Source organism: Sorangium sp. So ce834 (assembly GCF_051521425.1).
In the GTDB taxonomy this organism is placed as follows: Bacteria; Myxococcota_A; Polyangia; order Polyangiales; family Polyangiaceae; genus Sorangium; species Sorangium cellulosum_D.
In genome coordinates, this window is the sequence record NZ_CP150351.1 from 7,536,882 (window position 1) to 7,556,279 (window position 19,398).

Sequence of the window (19,398 nt, forward strand, 5' to 3'; positions counted from 1 at the left end):
ACGCTTACCACCTCAATCACTCTCAGCATCCTCGAAGACCACGAAGTGACTGTCATCGCATTGCAGGTGCAACGCGTGCCTTGCGACCCATCTTGTCCCCCCATTGCGCTTCGGCACTTCGACCATGTCGCCGAAACCGAGCCAGGCCATGTCCACAGCACGTCCCATGTAGCGTAGCGGCAGCCCTACAAGGACCCGCAGGGTCTGTTCGATTCGCTCGCGCACAGTTTCTTGCTGCACGTCGATGCTCCTTTCTTTGGAAACCATCGGGCTCAAAGACTTCGCCTGTCCAACGACGGAAGCCTCCCTTCGCGCCCGGCCGCCTGGAGCCACCGCGTTTGCGACGTAGAGCGAGCCATCGTAGAGTGTCTCGAATGAATCTTGTGGAAGCGATCCGGGCAGCTCTAGAGAGGGCTGAGCGCGGCATCGAGGCTCGCCAGGTGGAGCCTTGGCTTGCCGCCGAGATCGAGAAGCTCAGGCGCGCTGACGCCCCCATCGAGATCACTGCCGAGGCGCTCCAACGATTCCTCGCGAGCACCGCGGACGCAGGACTGTCCCGCTCCGAGCGGCTCCGCAGGCTCGCCATCGAGCTGGAAAGCGATGGCTTCGTGGACGGACGGGCAGGCTTTCGCCGGATCTACGAGGCCGCCGCGAGCGAGGGCCCGAACGATGCGTGGGTGTTCCTCTCCTGGGGAATCTCGGCAGATCACTCCTGGCTCTGGCGCGGCCAGGCCGTGGAGGAACGCCTGCACACCCCCTGTGGCAGGGGACGATGTGACAGCGGGCTCCCGCGCGAGGCCCACCGCGCGCCGTCACGCCGGGCTCGCGGAGACACGGCGACACGGCGGCTCGGCGCGATCAGCGGTAGGGCCCGTGCGGGCCGGGCGCCGCGAGCGCGGCGACGATGGCGATGGCGCGCTCGATCCGATCGCGCCCCGTCTCGAGCTCGCCGAACACCAGCGCGACGGCGGCCTCGTCGCCCAGGATCGCCGCCGGGCGGAGCGCGACGATCTCGCGCTGCAGCTCGTCGCCGAGGCGCCGCGCCAGCCGGTCCGGCGCCTCGGCCTGCACCTCGTAGGCGACGGAGAGGGGCTCGTCGCCGCGCGCGCGGGGCGTCCCCTTCGCCGCGGCGCGCCTGGACCGGCGCCTCGCGGCGAACCGCTCCGAGGGGGACGCGGCGCGGGCGGCGCGCACCTGGGTGCCGAACGGGCCCTTCTTCCCGTCCCGCCCGAAATCGACGGTCACGCGCCGGCCGCGGTGCTCGAGCTCGATGGTCACCTCGCCCTCGGACGAGATGGAGCCGGCGCCGGGCGAGAGGCGCCCGCCGAGCTCGTGCGCCAGCGCCCGCAGCTCCTTCGTGAGCGCGCGCCCGCGGCCGGCGAGGAGCGCGGCGGCGCGGATGGCGCTCGCGAGCTTCTCGGCGTCGTCCTCCAGCCCGGCGCGGACGGCGGTGAGCCGGTGCGACTCGAGCGTGAGCTGGTAGTCCGTGGCCGCGCGGAGCGCCGCGCGCAGCTCCGGGGTGAGCCACCAGCGCGCGAGCGTCGCGCTGCTCGCCTTGACGACGAAGGCGCCGTCCGCTGCCCGATCGCCGACGTCCACCCGCCTCGCGCGGAAGGCCCCGCCGCAGGAGCCGCCGAGCCGCTGCTCGTTGACCCGGAGCCTGAGGCCCGACGGGTTCCGCGCGGTGCTGGTGATCCACGTGCGGTACCGCACGGCGAGCACGTCGTCGAGGTCGACGTCGTGGTCGACGAGCAGCGCGACGTTCTCGACCACGACGGAGATCTGCATCCGCGGGTCGCCCGACTGGCTCGGGCCCGACCTGAACTCCCCCCCGACGAGGGCCGCGGCGCGCTGCCAGACGGGCCGGGCGAGCCGCCAGCGGACCTCGGCTGCCCGCATCGCCTCCCCTCGCGCCCCCGCGAAGCACCTCGCGAGCCCCGCGATCCCCGAGATGATCATCAGGACGAAGATGGGCTCCATCCTCGAACATCCTATCCTCCCGGGCCGGCGCGCGCCCATGCGTGCACGCCGCTCAGCCGCGCGAGCGCCCCCGCGGCATCAGGACGCTGGCGTCCGCCTCGCCGACCACCCCCGCCGCGTGCATCGAGCGCAGCGTGGCGATGATCTCCGGCGTGACGACCGGCCCGCCCGGCGCGTAGTACGGCGGCAGCGGCCGCAGCGGCTCCGGCAGGATCTCGGCGACCCGCGCGCCGATGGCCGCGCGCGACGCGGCGTGCCCCTCGCGCTCGGCCGCCTCGCGCAGCGCCCGCGCGAAATCCGCCGCGGTCGGCCAGCGCGCGTCGCGATCGCGCTCGACCGCCCGCGCCACGGCGGCCGTGACCGCCGGCCCCACGCCCTCGCGCTCGCTCGAGAGCGGCGGCACCTCGCGCTCCAGCACGGCGTGCAGGATCGACAGCATGCTGCTGCCGATGAACAGCCGCCTGCCCGCCAGCACCTCCCACGCCACGACCCCGAGGGAGAACACGTCCGAGCGCCGATCCAGCGGCCGCGCGTGCGCCTGCTCGGGCGAGAGGTAGCTCAGCTTCCCCTTCACCGTCCCGGTCTTCGTCCGCGTCGTGCGGCGCAGCGCGTACGCGAGCCCGAGGTCGCAGATGGACGCCCGCCCGTCCACGCCGACGAGGACGTTCGACGGCGAGATGTCCCGGTGGATCACCTGGAGCAGCTCCCCCGAGCTGTCGCGCGCCTCGTGCGCCGCGTGCAGCCCGTCGGCCGCCTCCGCGATGAGCTCGAGCGCGTCGCCGATCTCGAGCATCTCCGGCGGCCTCGTGAGGTGCTTCAGGGTCACCCCCACCACGAGCTCCATCGCGAGGTAGGGCGCGCCCCCCTCGTCGAGGCCGCAATCGAGGATCGGCACGAAATTCGGGCTCGCGATGCGCGACGCGATGCCCGCCTCGTCGAAGAGCATCGCGGCATAACCCGACTCGGACCGCAGATCGGCGCGGATCCGCTTCACCGCGACGAGCGGCTCGCCCGGGGCAGCCGCGCCGCCCGCGCCCTCGCCGCCCGGGCCCGCCGCGCGGGCGCGACGGGCGATGAAGACCTCGGCCATGCCGCCCACGGCCAGCTGCAGCAGCAGCTCGTAGGGACCGACAGTGCCCAGACCAGACGACTCCATGCTCGATACTCTGGACGGCCAGGTATCACGTCAATGGAAATCCATCAACCCGGCCATTTTACGTTACGCGCCGTCGTCGTGTGACGCGTTGTCGCGTCTTTCACCCTTTTCCATATGTCGCCCTCACGCCGGGCCGCGGGCGAGCGCCTCGCCGCCTTCGCGCTCGGGCTCGCCGCTCCGCTCGACGTGCTCGGCCAGGACCCGCTCGTCGGTCTCGCCCACCGAGCGCAGCCAGCGCGCGGCCGCGCGGTGGCCGGCGGCGCGATCGCCGTCGGTGAGCATCCCGTAGGCGGCGTCGCGCACGAGGCCGTGGCGGAACGTGAGCTCCTCATGCCCCGGGTAGCGCGACACGCCCCGCCGGGCGACGAGCTCCTCCGAGAGCAGGCTCTTCAGCCAGCGATCGAGCGCCTCGGCCGACGTGCCGGCGCCGAGCAGCTGCAGCACCCCGTCGGGCCAGAAGCTCCCGCCGAACAGGCTCGCCGCGCGCAGCGTGCGCCTCGCCTCGGCCGGCAGCGCCTCGATCCGCGTGTGCATCAGCGCCACCACCGTGGGCGGCAGGTCGCTCCGGCCCTCGGCCCGCGCGCGCATCAGCTCCTCGAGGAAGAACGGGTGGCCGTCCGCGTGCTCGACCAGCCGCGCCACCTCGGACGGCGCGAGCTCGTCGCCGAACACGCTGCGGACGAGCCGCTCGGCCGCCCGCGGGCTCAGCGCGCCGAGCCTGATGTGCTGCACGCCGCGCGCCGCCCACAGCCCGGGGAACGTCTCCATCACGCTGTGGCGCGCGAAGCCGAGCACGAGCAGCGGGCGATCCGCGAGCGAGAGGAGCGCCTCGTCCAGCACCGACACCGAGGCGTGATCGCTCCAGTGCATGTCCTCGAGCACCACCACGACCGGCCCCTCGGCGCACCGCGCGGCGAGCCAGTCGAGCACGGCGCGGCGCGCCTGCTCGCCCAGGAAGACCGCGTCCCCCCGCGCGGCGTCGAGCTCGGGCTCCGGATCGTCGAACGGCGTTCCCGCGATCTCGCCGAGGAAGAACGCGATGCGCCGCGCGTCCGCGGCCGGCACGGCGCGCGCCACGTGCTCGCGGATCTTGCCGCGGCGCGCCTCGATCGCCTCGCCGGGCAGGCAGCCCGCGGCCGCGAGGACGATCTCGCCCAGCATGCCGAACGGCGCCCCCGCGCCGATCGGATCGCCGCGCGCCACGTAGACCGACGCGCGCGCGTCGGCCTCGCGCACCGCGCGGACGAGCTCGCAGCGCAGGCGCGTCTTGCCGATGCCCGCCTCGCCGAGCACCAGCGCGGCGCGCGCCACGGGCTCGTCGGCGCTCTGCTCGTAGAGGCCGCGCAGCATCGCGAGCTCGCGGTCGCGCCCGACGAACGCGGTGACGCGCCCGAGGAGCGTGCGCTCCGGCTCCGTGCCGTCGCGCTCGCCCTTCAGCAGGAACGAGGGGCCGTCGCCGATCACCTCGAAGCGCGGGGCCGCGAGCCCCGCCGTGACCTCGTCGATGCGCACGTCGCCCCCGGCCTCGCGCAGGCAGGCGACCGCGCGGTCGATCACGTCGCCCGCGGGCAGGCGCTCGCCCACCTGCGCCCGCCCCGTGGCGAGCGCGACCGGGCGCCCGGGCAGGCGCGCCTTCATCGCGAGGGCGCACTGCGCGGCGCGCGCCGCGAGATCGAAGGCGACCATCGTGCCGGAGCCGCCGCGGCCGGTGAACGCCTCGTCGGTCTGCGAGGACAGGAGCACCATCCGCGTGCCACCCGCGAGCCGCACCCGATCGCCGCCGAACGCCTCGGCGACGTCCGCGACGACGCGCTCGACGCCTCGATCGCTCGCCGGCTCGGGGTCCGCGGCGCCCAGGTCGACGAGGACCACGCTGATGAGCCGCCGCTCGTCGCCCGTGACCGACGCCGGCGCGCCGTCCCCGCCCTCGCCGGGCGAGCGCGCGAGCAGGGCGCGCGTCTCCGCGAGCGCGGCCGCGGCCGCGCGGCCGTCCGCGGGGCGGGCGGACGGGTCCTTCGCCAGGAGGCGCGCGACGAGCTCGTCGATGGCGGGCGGCACGTCGGGGCGCCGCTCGGCGAGGCGCGGCGCCTCCTCGAGGAGGATACGGCACATCTCGGCGAGCGGGTCGTCGGCCGCGAAGGGGCGCTGCCCGGCGAGGCTCTCGAAGAGCAGCACCCCGAGCGCGAAGACGTCGGCGCGCGCGTCGACCTCGGCGTCGCCGCGCGCCTGCTCGGGCGCGACGTAGCCGAGCGAGCCGACGAGCGAGCTGGCCTCCGTGACGAGGGTGGTCGACGCCGCCGCCCGCGCGACGCCGAAGTCGAGCAGGACCACGCCGTCGACCCTGCCGTCGCGGAGGAGCACGTTGCTCGGCTTGAGGTCGCGGTGCGTGATCCCGAGCGCGTGCACGGCGGCGAGCGCGTCGGCGATCTGGTGGGCGACGAGCAGCGCGTCGGCGACGGGGAGCGGCCCCTCGCCGAGGCGCGCGTCGAGCGTGACGCCGTCGAGCCACTCCATCGCGAGCCACAGGGCGCCGTCGTCGCTCGTGCCGTGGGCGATGTGCTGGACGATGAGCGGGTGCTGCACGGCCTCGAGCAGGCGCGCCTCGCGCCGGAAGCGGGCCGCGAGCTCCGGGGGCGCGACCTTGAGCGCCACGGGCCGGCCGGTGAGCTGGTCGGTCGCCCGGTAGACCGTGCCCATCCCGCCGGCGCCGGCAAGGCGGTGCACCTCGAACCGGCCTGCGACCAGCGTGCCCTCGCGCATATGGCGAGAGCTTATCCGAGAGCACCTGCCACGTCCGCGGCCTACGCGCTCGTTGGTGACGGTTCGGGGCGATTGTTGTACGCTGTGCGCGTAGACGCCCGGAGGACCGCGCTTCGCGCACACGGCGCCTTCTCGGGTCGGCGGCTCGGCTGATTGGAGAGGCACCCCCGATGAACCCCGGACAGCAGGTGACGAGCACGCTCAGGCTGGCGCGTGAGCTCGGCAAGGGGGCGATGGGGAGCGTGTGGGTGGCCGATCACCTCGCGCTCGGGACGCAGGTGGCGGTGAAGTTCATGTCGCCGGCCTACGCGGACCAGAGCGGCTTCGTCGAGCGCTTCCGGCGGGAGGCGATGGCGGCCGCGCAGATCAAGAGCCCGCACGTCGCGCAGGTCTTCGATCACGGGGTCACGCCGGACGGCGTGCCGTACATCGTGATGGAGCTGCTCGAGGGGGAGGACCTGAAGAGCCGCATGCAGCGGCTGGGCGCGCTGCCGCCGGTCGAGGTCGCGGCGATCGTGGCGCAGACGGCGAAGGCGCTCGGGCGGGCGCACCAGCTCGGGATCGTCCACCGCGACGTCAAGCCGGACAACATCTTCCTGCTCGACGTCGAGGGCGAGCTGTTCGTGAAGGTGGTCGACTTCGGGGTGGCGAAGCGGGTCCAGGGCGCGCCGCAGGGCGATCTCGGCATGACGTCGACCGGGAGCATGCTCGGCACGCCGCTCTACATGAGCCCCGAGCAGCTGCTCAGCGCGAAGCACGTCGATTTCCGCGCGGATCTCTGGGGTCTCGCGGTGGTCGCCTACCACGCGCTCACCGGGCAGGTGCCGTTCCGGGGCGAGACGCTGGGCGCGCTGTCGGTCGTGCTCCACACCGGGATCTTCACGCCGCCGAGCGCGATCCGGCCGGAGCTCTCCCCGGCGATCGACGCCTGGATGAAGCGGGCGCTGGCGCTCGATCCTGCGGCGCGCTTCGCGTCGGCGCGGCAGCTGGCGGAGGCGCTGGAGCACGCGGTCCTCGGGCTCGCGCGCACGCCGTTCACGACCGAGCCGTCGTCCAGCGGGGACCGGGTGAGCCACGGGGGCGCGCCGGCGGGCGGGTCGCAGCCGGTGCTGTTCGGGGCGCCGGTGCCGCCTTCGCCGGGCGCGCGGCTCTCGACCACCGGCACGCCGTCGTCGGCGCCGGGCGCGCGGCTCTCGAGCACGGGCACGCCGGGGCGGACGCTCGCCGGCATGGCGACCTCGGGGACCGACGGGTCCCGCAAATGGGCGCCGGCCATCCTGGCGGGGGCGCTCGCCGCGGGGGCGGCCCTGTCGGTGGTCGTGTTCCTCGTGGCGAGGCCGTCGCCCAGCGTCGAGGCGTCTTCGCCCTCGGCCGACCCGGCGCCGCGGCAGGCGGCGTCGGGCGCAGCGCAGCCGGCTGGGCCCGCTGCGCAGGGCGGCGCTCTGGCGCCGGGGCAGATCGCGCCGGCGGAGCCCGCGGCGGAAGCCACGGTCGAGCCCGCGAAGGCGGGCACGGCCGAGGCCGCGGAGGGCGCACAGCCGGGGGCGGCGGCCGCGCAGGCGAACCAGGCGGGCACGGCAGGCACCCCGTCGGTCCAGGCAGGCGCGCCGGGACCCCGGACGGGCTCGCCCGCGGCCGGGAAGCCCGGCGCGACCGCAGCGCCGCGCGGCGCCGCGGACGGCCGCGGCCGGGCCGCGACGACGGGTCGCCCCGCGGCGACGAAGCCGCCGCCTCCGCCGCTCGAGGACACGATCGGCTTCTGAGGCGACCTCCGCGCTGCCGTGCTCCAGCCGCCCCAGGCGGTCGGTGAACGCCGGCGCGCGCGCGGTCGCACCGGCCGGACGAGACCTCTTGTCACGGCGTTCTTGCGCCGTTCGCTTTCAAACATGGAATATCGCGCGGCGCAGGCGAAAGTTGCCATCAGAAGGCGAGGCACGGCGGGCGCACTGCGACATCCCGCCTCGCTCGGCCGGGGTCCAGGGGCCGCGAATATCGAAGCAATCGCGCGGACGCGTGAGAAATCCGAATTGGCATGGTCCGTGCGGTATCCGCCGCGGGGGCCCGGAGCGGGGACGCGCTCACGCGAAGGAGGTCTCTCATGGCGAAGCTCGTAATTGGCCTGGTGCAGACGCGCGACGAGGCGGAAGCCGCGGCGGAACGCATCATCGACTGCGGCTACACGCGACAGGACGTCAGCCTGCTGATGACCGACGCGACGCGCCACAGGTGCTTCAGGGTTCCGGACGGAACGCCGCCGGCGCACACGTTCGGCGCCGCCATCGCGATGAGCGCCGTGGTTCCCGACCTCGGATTCGTGGTGGCCGGCCCGCTCGCCGCCGTGGTGGCGAGCGCGGTCGGCGCCGGGATCACCGGCGGCCTGCGCGAGATCCTCATCTCCGCAGGCGTCCCGAAGCACTGGGCGGAACGCTACGAAAAGGGCGTCAAGCAGGGCGGGATCCTCGTGAGCGTATTCGCCAACAACGAGCGGGAGGTGGGCGTGCTCCACATGGTCCTTGACGACCCCAGCATGTACCCGGTCCGCCCCGCCATCACCGGGCGCCAAGCGTACGACACCTATCTCTGATCCGGGCGGGCACACGCACCGAGGCGCCCCACGCCGCAGGCGCGGGGCGCGGCGACCGTTCGATGCCGGACGCCCAGCCGCCCGCGCGTCGGCTCAGCCCCCGAGGGACCTGAGGCGCGCGCGCAGCATCAGCGCCCCGATGAGGTCTTCCTCCGCGTCGCTCCGGCGCGACCAGCCCAGCGAGAGGTAGCGCAGGAGCTCGCCGAACGTCGGACCGGCCGGCGCCGCGCTCGTGCCGCCGCGGACGACCCAGAGCTGCTCGCCGTCGGCCCCGAGCGCGAGGATCGCCCGCTGGGCCGCGCCGCCGCCGAGCGCCGAGCCCGAGAGCCGCGCGATCGGGTAGAGCTGCCGCGCCGCCGCCGCGTCCCAGCCGGGCTCGCGCTCGTGGCCGAGGAGCTCGTCCTCGCGCAGGAAGCGCAGCGTGCCCTCGACGGCGCCGATCGCGAGCTCCCGGTAGAGATCCTCCGGATCCGCCGGATCGGCCCAGTCGTAGGCGCGCGCGAACGCCGCGTACGTCGCCGGCGGGGCGACGCCGCGGACGGGCGGCGGGGGCGTCGCCTTCGCGCCGCGGCCGTCCTCGCGCCGGAGCACCCGGTTGAGGCGCTCCACCTCCGCGGCGATCGACGCCGGCCCCGGCTCGACCAGGTGCACCGCGACCCGGCGCTCGGGCGCGAAGAGGCCGCCCATCAGCGCGCCGAGCACCGGGGCCCCCAGCTCGGCCGCGAGGAACGTGGAGCCGCGGTGCGGCCGGATCGCGCGATCCGTCGCGTCGCGCTCCTCCTGGGCGGTCGCGGTCTCCGGCAGATCGGCGTCGATGGCGACGAGGTCGCTCCGGTCGGGCGTCTCCACGCCGGCCTCGAGGCCGTCCTCCCCTTCCCGCACGAAATGGCGGACGAACCCGCTCGCCTCGAAGCGCCAGCCGTCGTCGTGGACGACCTCCTCCGAGAACACGAGCGCGAAGATCGTCGCGCCCGCGTGGCCGAGCCCTTCGGCCGCGTCGAGCACGGCGACGGGCGGGGAGAGCTCGTCCTCGAAGAGCTCGGCGAGGTGGTCGAGCTCGTCGCCGCCGCCCGCGGGCTCGCCGCTCGAGTAATACGCGGCAGCGTAGCCGGGCACGCCCGGGAGCGGCGCGACGAACAGGCGCGGCGCGGCGACGTCCCAGCCGCCGAGCGCCACGGCAAAGCCCTGGGACAGCGCGCGGTCCGGGATCTCGGCGGGTCGAAAGATGAGCGCAGCGAACGTGGTGGCCATGGGGCGCCCAGGGTAGCCCGATCGGCCGCCCGCGGCCGGTGTCCGGCGCGCGCTGCGCGCCTTCTGGGCCGCCGCTCGCTCGATCTCTCCCGGGCGCGGGGCGGCCGCGGGCCCGGTCCCTGGAGAATCCGCCGCGGCCTGCGGCCGGGCGCCTGCCTGGAGATCGCGAAGAAGCTCCGGAGCGGAGGAGCCGCCGCCGCGCGCCGCCGGCGGGTCTCCGCGCGGCCCCGCGGCCTTGGACGCGGCGCGGCGCATCGGGTAGAGGACCGACATGCTCGCCCCCTCCACCCTGTCCGTCGGTCAGATCGCCCCTGACTTCACCCTGCAATCGCAGAGGCGAGAGGCGGTGAAGCTCTCCGATTTCCGCGGCAAGAAGGCCGTCGTCCTCTTTTTCTATCCCAAGGACGACACCCTGATATGCACCGCGGAGTCGTGCGCTTTCCGCGATCGTTACGACGCCTTCGCGGAGGCCGGCGCCGAGGTCATCGGGGTGAGCGCCGACTCGGAGGGATCCCACGAGCAGTTCGCGCAGAAGCACCGCCTGCCCATGACGCTGCTCAGCGACCCCGGCGGGCAGATCGCGGCGCGCTACGGCGTGAGGCCGCTCTTCGGGCTCCTCCCGGGCCGCGTGACGTTCGTCATCGATCGCGAGGGGGTCGTTCGACATGCCTTTTCTTCCCAGCTCCGCGCGGCGAGGCACGTCGAGGAGGCGCTCGCCGTCGTGAAGCGAATCGAGGCCTCCGGCCGCGGTTGACGGGCGCCGGGAGCGGCGCGCGAACTCCACCCGTCGCCCGTCGTTGACGCCCTCGCGAGGGGCGTTATGAACCCCCACGGCGGGGCCATCGCACGCCTCCGCCGGGGGGAGGCGACGATGGATCATCACTTGTGGACGACAGCGACGCTGGCGGCCGACGCGACGGGTGTTGCCCGGCCGGGGACCGCGGCGGACGCGCTCTCGCTGCGCCGCGTCGTGCTCTCGACCGGCGGCGTCGGATACTTCGAGTACGAGGCGCGCGTGCGCGGCGACGCCGCGCTCCGGCTCGAGGTGCGGCTCGATCAGGTCGACGACGTGCTGAAGAGCATCGTCGTCTACGACGATCGCGGCGTGACCGGGAGCATCACGCTTCCCGGGAGGGAGCCGCTGCGCGACCTGTTCCGCGAGCTCCCGTTCGACGAGGGAGCGCTGGAGTCCGAGGCCTCCCTGCTGAACGCCCTGCGCGGCGCCGAGGTGCGGGCCCGCGGGCCCGAGGGGATCGTCGCCGGGCGGATCGTCGCGGTCACGGCGGCGCAGGTGGCGCTGCCGGGCGGCGGCTCGGAGAACCGGCACTGGCTCGCGCTGATGTCGGACGGCGCGCTGAAGCAGGTCGTCCTGGAGGCGCTCGAGAGCGTGGAGTTCGCCGAGGAGCGGCTGCGGCGGCAGGTCGGCGCGGCGCTGCTCGGGCTCGCGAGCCGGCGCCAGCGCAACCGCCGCGAGCTCGTCGTGCGCACGGCCGGCGAGGGCGAGCGGGTCGTCCGGGTGGCCTACGTCATCGAGGTGCCGCTCTGGAAGACCTCGTATCGGCTCACCGTGCCGGAGGACGCGCAGGCGAAGACAGGCGCGCTCTCCGGGTGGGCCATCGTGGAGAACCAGAGCGGCGGCGACTGGGAGAACGTGGATTTCACCCTGGTGTCGGGCAACCCGGTGACGTTCCGCCAGGCGCTCTACGAGATCTACTATGTGGAGCGCCCCGAGGTGCCGGTCGACGTCGCGGAGCGGGTGCTGCCGCGCCTCGACGAGGGCGCCGCGGCGCTCGCGGCGAGGGCGGCGCGGCACGCGGGCTACCAAGGCCTCGCGGGCCCCGCCGGGGCCCCCGCGCCGGCCGAAAAGGCCGTGGCCGAGAAGGCCGAGGAGCGCGCGCCGGAGCGCAAGGAGGCGGCGACGCAGGTCGTGTTCCACTTCCCTGCGCCCCTCACGATCGCGAGCGGGCATACGGCGCTCCTCCCGATCGTCGAGCGCGAGCTCCCGGCGGAGCGCGTGTGGCTCTACCAGCCGGAGGCGAGCGCGCACAGGCCGCTCGCCTCGGTGCGGCTGCGGAACGACAGCGACACGAGCCTGCCGCCCGGCGCGATGACGGTCTACGAGCGCTCCGCCGGGGGGGTCGTCACCTACGTGGGCGACGCCCGGCTCGCGGCGCTGCCGCCGGGCGAGTCGCGGCTCGTGAGCTTCGCCGTGGACCTGAAGGTGCGCATCGACCGCGAGGAGCGGGCCGAGGAGGCGATCGCCCGCGCGCGGATCCAGGGCGGCGTGCTGGAGCTCGTCCGGACCGCCCGCAAGGTGACGGTCTACACGATCGTGGGCGCCGCGCGCGAGCCGCGCGTCGTGCTCATCGAGCACCCGCGCCTCGCCGGGTGGGAGCTCGCCGAGCCCAAGGAGGGCGTCGAGACGACGCGCGATCGCTACCGCATCCGGCGGGAGGTGGCCGCGGGCGAGACGGCGCGGCTCACGGTCGCGCTGGAGCACCCCGTCTCGCACACGATCGCGCTCACGAGCCTGTCCAACGAGCAGATCGAGGTGTACCTGTCCTCGCGCGAGATCCCCGAGGCGCTGCGCGCCGTGTTCGCGCGGATCGCGGAGCTCAGGGCGGCTGTCGAAGTCCAGCGGCGCGCGCTCTCGGCGCTGGAGGCCGAGCTCGCGGCGCTGCGCGGCGAGCAGGAGCGCGTGCGCGCGAACCTCAAGGTGGTGCCCGCCGGGAGCGCGCTCCAGGAGCGGTACCTCAGGGCGCTGAGCGAGCAGGAAGACCGGATCGCGGCGCTGTCGGCGAAGCTGCCGGGCGCGCGGGAGGCGGTGGCCAGCGCGGAGCGGGCGCTCGCCGACTACGTGCGCGACCTGTCGCTCGCGCCCTAGTTCCGCCCGGCCTCGGGCCCCGAAGATGCGGCCCGGGCAGCTCCTCCCGGGCGCGATGACGCTCTCCCCCCGTCGCGCAGCGACATGACGATCTCGCCCTCGAGGACGAGCAGCGCGTCACAGGCACCGCACAAATTTCGGCGCACCACCCACGCGCGGTGAGCAATTACGCAGAGCGCAGATGACGGCATGACGCCATCCGATCGCGCGATGTTCCGTCACCACGACAGATATCCTGCACCGCAGCACGGAGAGCACGAACTCCGTCCTGATCCCGGTTGGCCGCCGCGCGCGCTTCAGGATAGAACAGAGGGTCTTAAGGAGTCATCGACATGAAGAGAAGCGTGAACGCAGTGCTCTCCCTGTCCGCTGCCGCCGCTCTGCTGTGCCTCGGCGCGCCCGCCGACGCGACGACGGCCGTCCTGCTCTCGCGCGAGGAGCTCGTGCGCAAGTCGGCGACCGTCGCGCGCGTGACCGTCGGCAAGTCGTACACGACGGAGTCCGACGACGGGAGGTCGATCGTGACCCGCACCGAGCTCACGGTCACTCAGCCGCTCAAGGGCGGCGCGGACAGCGGTGGTCCGAAGGTGATCGTGCTGGAGCAGATGGGCGGGACCTACAACGGCAAGACACAGCGCGTGCTCGGCGACGCCAACCTCTCGCAGGGCGAGGACGCGGTGGTCTTCCTGCGCGCCGGCGACAAGGGGCGATGGCACTTCACGGCGCTCGCGCTGTCGGTCTATCACGTGGACACGAAGGGCCTGGCGCGGCGCAGCCTCGAGGGGCTGCACCTCGTCCGGCGGAACGGCGGCGCGCTGGTGCCCGTGCAGACGCCCGCCGTGGAGGTCGAGCCGGTCGAGAGCCTCATGACGGACGTGGTCCACCTCGCGGGAGTGAAGTGAGGTGAGGCGCCGCGTCGCCCTCGCCGCCGCCCTCGGCGCCCTCTCCTCCCTCGCCGCCGCTGGCGAGGCCGCCGCGTGGACGCCGCTCGACCCCAGCGTTCCCCGCTGGGGCAAGCTGCCCGTCGGCTACTACATCAACCAGTCGACGATCCCGCGCCCGATCGCCGGCATCGCCGTCTCCCGGATCCAGGCCGGGTTCGAGGCGTGGTCGAGCGTGGGGTGTACGGAGTGGGGGGTCACCCTCCTCGGCGACACCACCGATCTTTACGACCACAGAGACGGCAAGAGCGTGTTCCACTGGATCAGCGACTCCTGGCCGGGCATGCTCGGCGACGTCCACTCGGTCATCGGCGTCACGACGCCGGCCTGGGGTTTCGGCAACGCCATCGTGGACGCCGACATGGTCTTCAACAACGTCGGGTTCTGCTGGAACGACACCGGCAACGACGGATGCGTCGACACGCAGTCGATCGCCACGCACGAAGAGGGGCACTTCCTGGGCCTCGGCCACTCCGACGCGCGGGGCTCGACGATGACCGCGTACTACGTCGCTGGCTCGTCGATCCGCTCCCTCGAGGACGACGACATCGAGGGCGTGTGCGCCCTGTACCCCATCGGCGGGACCACGGCCGCGAGCGCCGCGAGCGCCGCGAGCGGCGGCGGCAGCGAGTGCAACAGCTGCTCCAACGACTCGCTCGCGGGCGTGTGCAGGGCGCGGTACGACGCCTGCGGCGCGTCGCGCCCGTGCCGGGAATTCGCCGGCTGTTACTCCGAGTGCGCGGACGACGCGTGCGCGCAGCGCTGCGTGGACACTCATGCGGAGGGCGCCAGCATCTACGTCCGCATCATCGAGTGCATCTGCGGCGAGTGCTCGGCGGAGTGCTCCACCGAGTGCGCCGGCGTCGACGGCGGCGGCGGCGGTGGCGGCGGCGGCGGCGATGGCGGCGGCGGCGCTGGCGCGAGCAGCACGTCGACCTCCTCGGCCGGAGGCGGCTCGACCACGAGCGCGGCGTCGAGCTCGTCGGCGGCCTCGGGCAGCGCCTCGGGCAGCGGCGTGGGCGGCGGAGGCGCGTCGCCCGACGACACGCCGAAGGACGACGACGGGGAGTCCGGCAGCGACTCCGGGTGCTCGTGCTCGACCAACGGCCGCTCGGCCGATCTCGGGGGGGTCATGCTCCTCGGCGTGCTCGGCGCGCTGGCCTCGCGGCGGCGCCGGCGCTGAGCGTTCGGCCGCGGGCATCCCGGGGGACCGCCGGCGGCCGCGCCGGCGCGGGCGTCGGCCGCCCGGCCGGCCCCACCCCGGCCCGCGGTGGGCGTCGATGATCGTCCCGCCGCGGCGCCGTCGCTCGCGCCGCCCGGGGACCGCCGACCGACCGTGGGCACGGCGACGCGTCGGCGGCCATCCAACCACGCAAAACTGACGTAGGGCGCGCATGTCGCGCGCAAGGCGGTGTGCCGAGGTGGCCGCGCGCTGGCCGGCCATTCCGGCCGTCCAGGCGGCCACACCGCGGCTCGACGACGGGCCGCGCAGCCGCGTGGCCCGCGATCGCCGGGCACGGCAGTAGGCCGGGATTTTGCAATCTCTCCACCCAGGTCCCGACGCTCGCGCGACGATCGAGGCGAGCTCGGTTCAAGTCTTGGCCCACGCATGTGCGCCGATGTAGGCAAACGTGGGAAGAGGTCATTGTGCGAACCCTGGGCATCACGGTACTACTGACACTGCTTGGCGTTGCGGCCTCTGGCTGCAGCAGTCACCCGGACACGGAGGGAAGGGACGCTCGCAACGGCGAGATTCGCGAGCTTTCCGGGGGGATGTCCGAACCCCCGCAGTCCGAGCTTCCGCCGTCCGACCTCCCGCAGTCCGAGCTTCTGCAGTCCGACCTCCCGCAGTCCGATCCCGCGCCGATCGCGTCTGCGGAGATGGCGACCGACGGGCCGCTGGACGAGCCCACGACGGACGACCCCCCGGCGATCGAGGCGCCGGTCACCCTGCCCGGAAGGACCGAGGGCTGCCCCGGCGGGATGGTGCGGGTGGAAGGCGAGTATTGCCCCGCCGTGGTGCAAGAATGCCTCGAATACCACCCCGAGTGGACGAAGCGCCACGGCGAGCCGGGCGTGGCCGCCCGGTGCCTGCGTTTCCGCGAGCCGTCGCGGTGCGTCGCCAAGAAGACCGAGAGCCTCTCGTTCTGCATGGACCGCTACGAGTACCCGAACGTCCCGGGCGAGCTGCCGCGCACCCTGACGTCGTGGGAGCAGGCCGCCGATCTTTGCGAGGCGCAGGGCAAAAGGCTGTGCACCGAGGCCGAGTTCAACTTCGCCTGCGAGGGCCCCGAGGCGCTGCCTTACGTCTACGGCTACGAGCGGAACGCCGAGACGTGCAATCAAGACCGGGAGTACCGCTTTCCAGACCACTCGCAGCGGCTGCTCCACTACCAGGCCTGCATGCAGAACGAGCGATGCGCCGCCGAGCTCTCGCGGCTGGACGGCCGCGAGCCGGCCGGCTCGCGCGCGGAGTGCGCCTCGTGGGCAGGCGTCTACGATCTGAACGGCAACGTCAACGAGTGGGTGGTGCGCACCGACCAGAAGGCCCCCTACCGCAGCGGGCTCAAGGGCGGGTGGTGGGGTCCGATCCGGAGCCAGTGCCGCCCGATGACGACCTTTCACAAGGAAGACGACTACGGCTACGAGGTCGGCTTCCGCTGCTGCGCCGACGTGGAGCCGCAGGCGACGTAGCGCCCAGCGGCTCCGTGGCGCTGACCTCAGCATACCGACCGGAGATGCGAGCGATCGTGTGCGGCCGCGGCAGCGCCCGCGGGCGCCGGCGAGCGAGGAGGACGCGCCGGCGACCCGAGGCGCGGCCGGGCGCCGGCCCCGCGGCCAGCTGAGGTGCGCAGGCCGCACGGCTGATGCTCGAAGATCTCTACCGCCCCTCTCGCGAACCGCCCCGCTCGCGTGATAGAGGTGCCCGCCGGGGGAAGCTCTCTCGAGGCGAGGCGCGCACGCGCCTTGCACAGGGCGCCCCGCGAGCGGCGCGCACGTCGCCAGGAGGCTTGAGATGGACGAGAGAGTTCAGCGATACATGGACATGGGGGTCGCGCTCGGGGTGAGCGTCGGCACGAAGATCGTGGGCGCGATCCTGGTCTGGGTCATCGGCCGGATAATCATCCGGGGGGTCCTCTCGGTCATGCAGCGCAGCGCCGCGCTGAAGAAGCTCGACGTCACGCTGGCGCATTATCTGGAGTCGGCGACGTCCGTGCTGCTGAACATCCTGCTGATCATTGCGGTGCTCAGCGTCTTCGGCGTCGAGACGACCACCTTTGCCAGCCTGCTCGCCGCGATCGGCATCGCCATCGGCATGGCGTGGTCCGGGCTCCTCTCGAACCTCGCGGCGGGCATCTTCATGATCCTCCTGCGCCCCTTCAAGACCGGCGATGTCGTGACGGCCGGGGGCGTGACGGGCGCGGTGCACTCGATCGGGCTCTTCGCGACCGCCCTGGACACGCCGGACAACATCCGCACCATCGTGGGCAACGCCAAGATCTTCAGCGACACGATCCAGAACCTCAGCGCGAACCCGTTCCGTCGCGTCGATTGCACGGCGCAGCTCGCGCACGGCGCGGATCACGAGGCGGCGATCGCCCGGCTCAAGGCGCGCCTCGCGCTCATCCCCAACGTGGTCAGCGAGCCCGCGCCCGTCGTCGAGATCCTGGAGTTCAACCTCTCCGGGCCCGTGCTGGCCGTCCGGCCCTTCTGCCAGAGCAGCTCTTACGGCGCCGTCTTCTTCGCCACCAACAAGGTCATCCGCGAGGAGCTCGGCAAGCTTGGGCTGCCTGTCCCGAGCCAGCACGTGCAGATCAACCAGCTCGCGGCCGCGCCTCCCCGCGGCGAGGGCGCAGAGGCGCACCCGGCGGCCTGACGCGCCGCCCACGGGCCGCGCGCGGAGGCGGCCCGCGACGGATGGCGCTCGCGCTCCCCGTCGGCGTTGCCCGCGCTCGTCCCGGTGGGTAAGAGGCGGGGGATGAGGGACTGGGAAGCGCTCTTCGCGAAGCAGCTCGAGCAGACCGATCTCGGCAAGGATCCGGCCCACGATCTGGCGCACTTCACGCGCGTGGTCGCCACGGCCAAGGCCCTCGCGGCCGACGAAGGGGCCAAGCTGGAGGTCGTCGTCCCCGCGGCCTGGCTGCACGACCTCGTGAACGTCCCCAAGAACGATCCCAGGCGCTCCCAGGCCTCGCGGCTCTCCGCGGAGGAGGCGCTGCGCTTCCTCCGGAGCGTCGCGTACCCCGAGGCGTTCCTCGCGGACATCGCCCACGCCATCGAGGCCCACAGCTACAGCGCGGGCATCGAGCCGAGGACCCTCGAGGCCAGGGTCGTCCAGGACGCGGACCGGCTCGACGGGCTGGGGGCCATCGGGATCGCCCGCTGCTTCGCCGTGGGCGGGCTGCTCGGGGTGCGGTTCTACGATCCCCAGGATCCGTTCGCCGAGCGGAGGCCGTGGAACGACCGCGAGAACGCGATCGACCACTTTCATGTGAAGCTGTTCAAAACCGCCGAGAGCCTGAGGACGGCCGCCGGGCGTCGCGAGGGGGCGCGACGGGCGGAGTTCATGAGGCAGTACCTCGCCCGCCTCGCGGTCGAGATCGGCGGCGCGGTGCGCTGAGCTCAGCCCGCGCCGGCGACGGTCACCGCGGCCGCAACGGCGACCGGGATCGTGAAGTTGTCGTCCATCCGCGACGAGAACAGCTCGGTGGCCGCCCCGGCCAGGCCGGCGACGGCGGCCAGGAGGAGCCGCGAGGAGAGCGACGCCGGGCCGAGCGCCCACATCACCGCGAGGGAGCTCAGCGCGCCGGCCGCGAAGAAGGCGAGCGTCCCCTCCAGCGAGCGGCCGTCGCGCAGCCGCGTGCGGCCGAAGCGACGGCCGATGAGCGCCGCCGCCGGGTCGGCCACCGCGAGCACCACCACGGCGAGCGACTGGCTCAGCCGCGTCCCGAACAGCGCCAGCAGGAGGAGCGCCGTCATGTACCAGGTCGACGAGTTCACCCGGTAACGCTCGTGCGGGTGCGCCACGAGCCGGAAGAGCCGCATCAGCCGATCGTTGACCCGCTCACTCACCCGGCGCGCGATCTCCATCGACCACGCCGCCGCCGCGAAGGCGCCGCTCACGGCCACGAGCCAGCCGCGCTCGGGCAGGAGCTGGACCAGCCCGAGCACCGCCAGCCCCGAGCCCACGTGCCACAGGCTGCGCGCATGGTTCGTCGGCCTGACGCTCGGCGGCGCCGCGACGACCCCGCGCAGCGCCAGCAGCAACGACTCGTAGGCAGGCTGGACCTCGCGCTGGAACGCGATCCACGCCGCCTTGGGTGAGGGCGTCCCGGACGGGGTCGCCCGCTCGACCGCCGCGAGCAGCGCGCGGAGGCGGTCGCGGAGCCGATCGAGCGCGCCCCCCGCGTCGTCGCGCTCGGCCGCCACGACGAGCTCCCGGAGCCGCAACACCACCCGATCGACCCGGGCGCGCACCTCGGGCTCGTCCCGGAAGACGAAGACCGCGGGATCAACCTGACGCAGAAGAGCGCAGAGCTCTTCGGAGACGAGCTTGGTCTCGACGTGCAAGGCGTGGATCACGTTGGCGTTTGTCAGAATAGTCTCCGATGCCCGCGCTGCATGTCAGCGCTTCGTCATACCGCAGGGGCGTACGTGGGCTGGCCCGCCGCGCCCGCGCCGCTGAGGCGCGCCACAGCGCGCACGACCGCGTAACCGCCTTCGCTCGATCCCTCGCTGCACGGCCGACGCCGCACGAGCCCGCGCAGCGACGACGCACCGCATGATCCGGAGCCTCCTGAGCCAGCGCTCCCCAGCTCCCCCCTCCCCAGCTCCCCCACCC

General features: G+C 73.7%; 15 protein-coding genes. 9 read left to right on the forward strand and 6 right to left on the reverse strand.

The window, feature by feature from the left end; translation table 11 throughout:
* Positions 1-12: 12 nt before the first annotated feature.
* The 4 genes from WMF20_RS27040 to WMF20_RS27055 all read right to left on the reverse strand — a co-directional run bounded on the left by WMF20_RS27040 (position 13) and on the right by WMF20_RS27055 (position 5,896).
* A complete protein-coding gene (locus tag WMF20_RS27040; protein ID WP_437604823.1) occupies positions 13-267 on the reverse strand; it encodes a hypothetical protein in 255 nt (84 codons plus the stop codon).
* A 591-nt stretch (positions 268-858) separates the two neighbouring features.
* Entirely contained in the window at positions 859-1,980 is a 1,122-nt protein-coding gene (locus tag WMF20_RS27045; RefSeq protein ID WP_437604824.1) for a hypothetical protein, read from the reverse strand.
* Between the two features lie 52 nt (positions 1,981-2,032).
* Positions 2,033-3,136, reverse strand: a complete 1,104-nt coding sequence (locus tag WMF20_RS27050; RefSeq protein ID WP_437604825.1) for a serine/threonine-protein kinase — start codon at positions 3,134-3,136, stop codon at positions 2,033-2,035.
* Positions 3,137-3,259: 123 nt separating this feature from the next.
* Positions 3,260-5,896, reverse strand: a complete 2,637-nt coding sequence (locus WMF20_RS27055; RefSeq protein ID WP_437604826.1) for a protein kinase domain-containing protein — start codon at positions 5,894-5,896, stop codon at positions 3,260-3,262.
* A gap of 170 nt (positions 5,897-6,066) precedes the next feature.
* Between WMF20_RS27055 and WMF20_RS27060 the strand changes: the two genes are divergently transcribed.
* Positions 6,067-7,659, forward strand: a complete 1,593-nt coding sequence (locus tag WMF20_RS27060) for a protein kinase domain-containing protein (RefSeq protein WP_437604827.1) — start codon at positions 6,067-6,069, stop codon at positions 7,657-7,659.
* A 335-nt stretch (positions 7,660-7,994) separates the two neighbouring features.
* Positions 7,995-8,480, forward strand: a complete 486-nt coding sequence (locus WMF20_RS27065) for a hypothetical protein (RefSeq protein ID WP_129577129.1) — start codon at positions 7,995-7,997, stop codon at positions 8,478-8,480.
* Between the two features lie 93 nt (positions 8,481-8,573).
* Here WMF20_RS27065 and WMF20_RS27070 read toward each other — a convergent pair whose 3' ends face one another.
* On the reverse strand, positions 8,574-10,004 hold the full coding sequence (locus tag WMF20_RS27070; protein ID WP_437604828.1) for a hypothetical protein: 1,431 nt from the start codon (positions 10,002-10,004) through the stop codon (positions 8,574-8,576).
* Between WMF20_RS27070 and WMF20_RS27075 the strand changes: the two genes are divergently transcribed.
* From WMF20_RS27075 to WMF20_RS27105, 7 genes are all read left to right on the forward strand, one after another.
* Positions 10,003-10,485: a peroxiredoxin gene (locus tag WMF20_RS27075; protein WP_129577131.1), complete on the forward strand. Its 483-nt coding sequence runs from the start codon at positions 10,003-10,005 to the stop codon at positions 10,483-10,485. The genes WMF20_RS27070 and WMF20_RS27075 overlap by 2 nt on opposite strands.
* A gap of 117 nt (positions 10,486-10,602) precedes the next feature.
* Entirely contained in the window at positions 10,603-12,615 is a 2,013-nt protein-coding gene (locus WMF20_RS27080) for a DUF4139 domain-containing protein (protein WP_437604829.1), read from the forward strand.
* 332 nt (positions 12,616-12,947) lie between these two features.
* Entirely contained in the window at positions 12,948-13,517 is a 570-nt protein-coding gene (locus tag WMF20_RS27085) for a hypothetical protein (protein ID WP_437604830.1), read from the forward strand.
* A gap of 1 nt (position 13,518) precedes the next feature.
* Positions 13,519-14,739, forward strand: a complete 1,221-nt coding sequence (locus WMF20_RS27090) for a matrixin family metalloprotease (protein WP_437604831.1) — start codon at positions 13,519-13,521, stop codon at positions 14,737-14,739.
* A 590-nt stretch (positions 14,740-15,329) separates the two neighbouring features.
* Positions 15,330-16,250: a formylglycine-generating enzyme family protein gene (locus tag WMF20_RS27095; RefSeq protein ID WP_437604832.1), complete on the forward strand. Its 921-nt coding sequence runs from the start codon at positions 15,330-15,332 to the stop codon at positions 16,248-16,250.
* Between the two features lie 322 nt (positions 16,251-16,572).
* Positions 16,573-17,433, forward strand: a complete 861-nt coding sequence (locus tag WMF20_RS27100; protein WP_437604833.1) for a mechanosensitive ion channel family protein — start codon at positions 16,573-16,575, stop codon at positions 17,431-17,433.
* 102 nt (positions 17,434-17,535) lie between these two features.
* On the forward strand, positions 17,536-18,177 hold the full coding sequence (locus WMF20_RS27105; protein WP_437604834.1) for an HD domain-containing protein: 642 nt from the start codon (positions 17,536-17,538) through the stop codon (positions 18,175-18,177).
* 2 nt (positions 18,178-18,179) lie between these two features.
* Here the strand turns inward: WMF20_RS27105 and WMF20_RS27110 are convergent, their stop codons facing one another.
* A complete protein-coding gene (locus WMF20_RS27110) occupies positions 18,180-19,139 on the reverse strand; it encodes a diacylglycerol/polyprenol kinase family protein (protein WP_437604835.1) in 960 nt (319 codons plus the stop codon).
* Positions 19,140-19,398 lie beyond the last annotated feature (259 nt).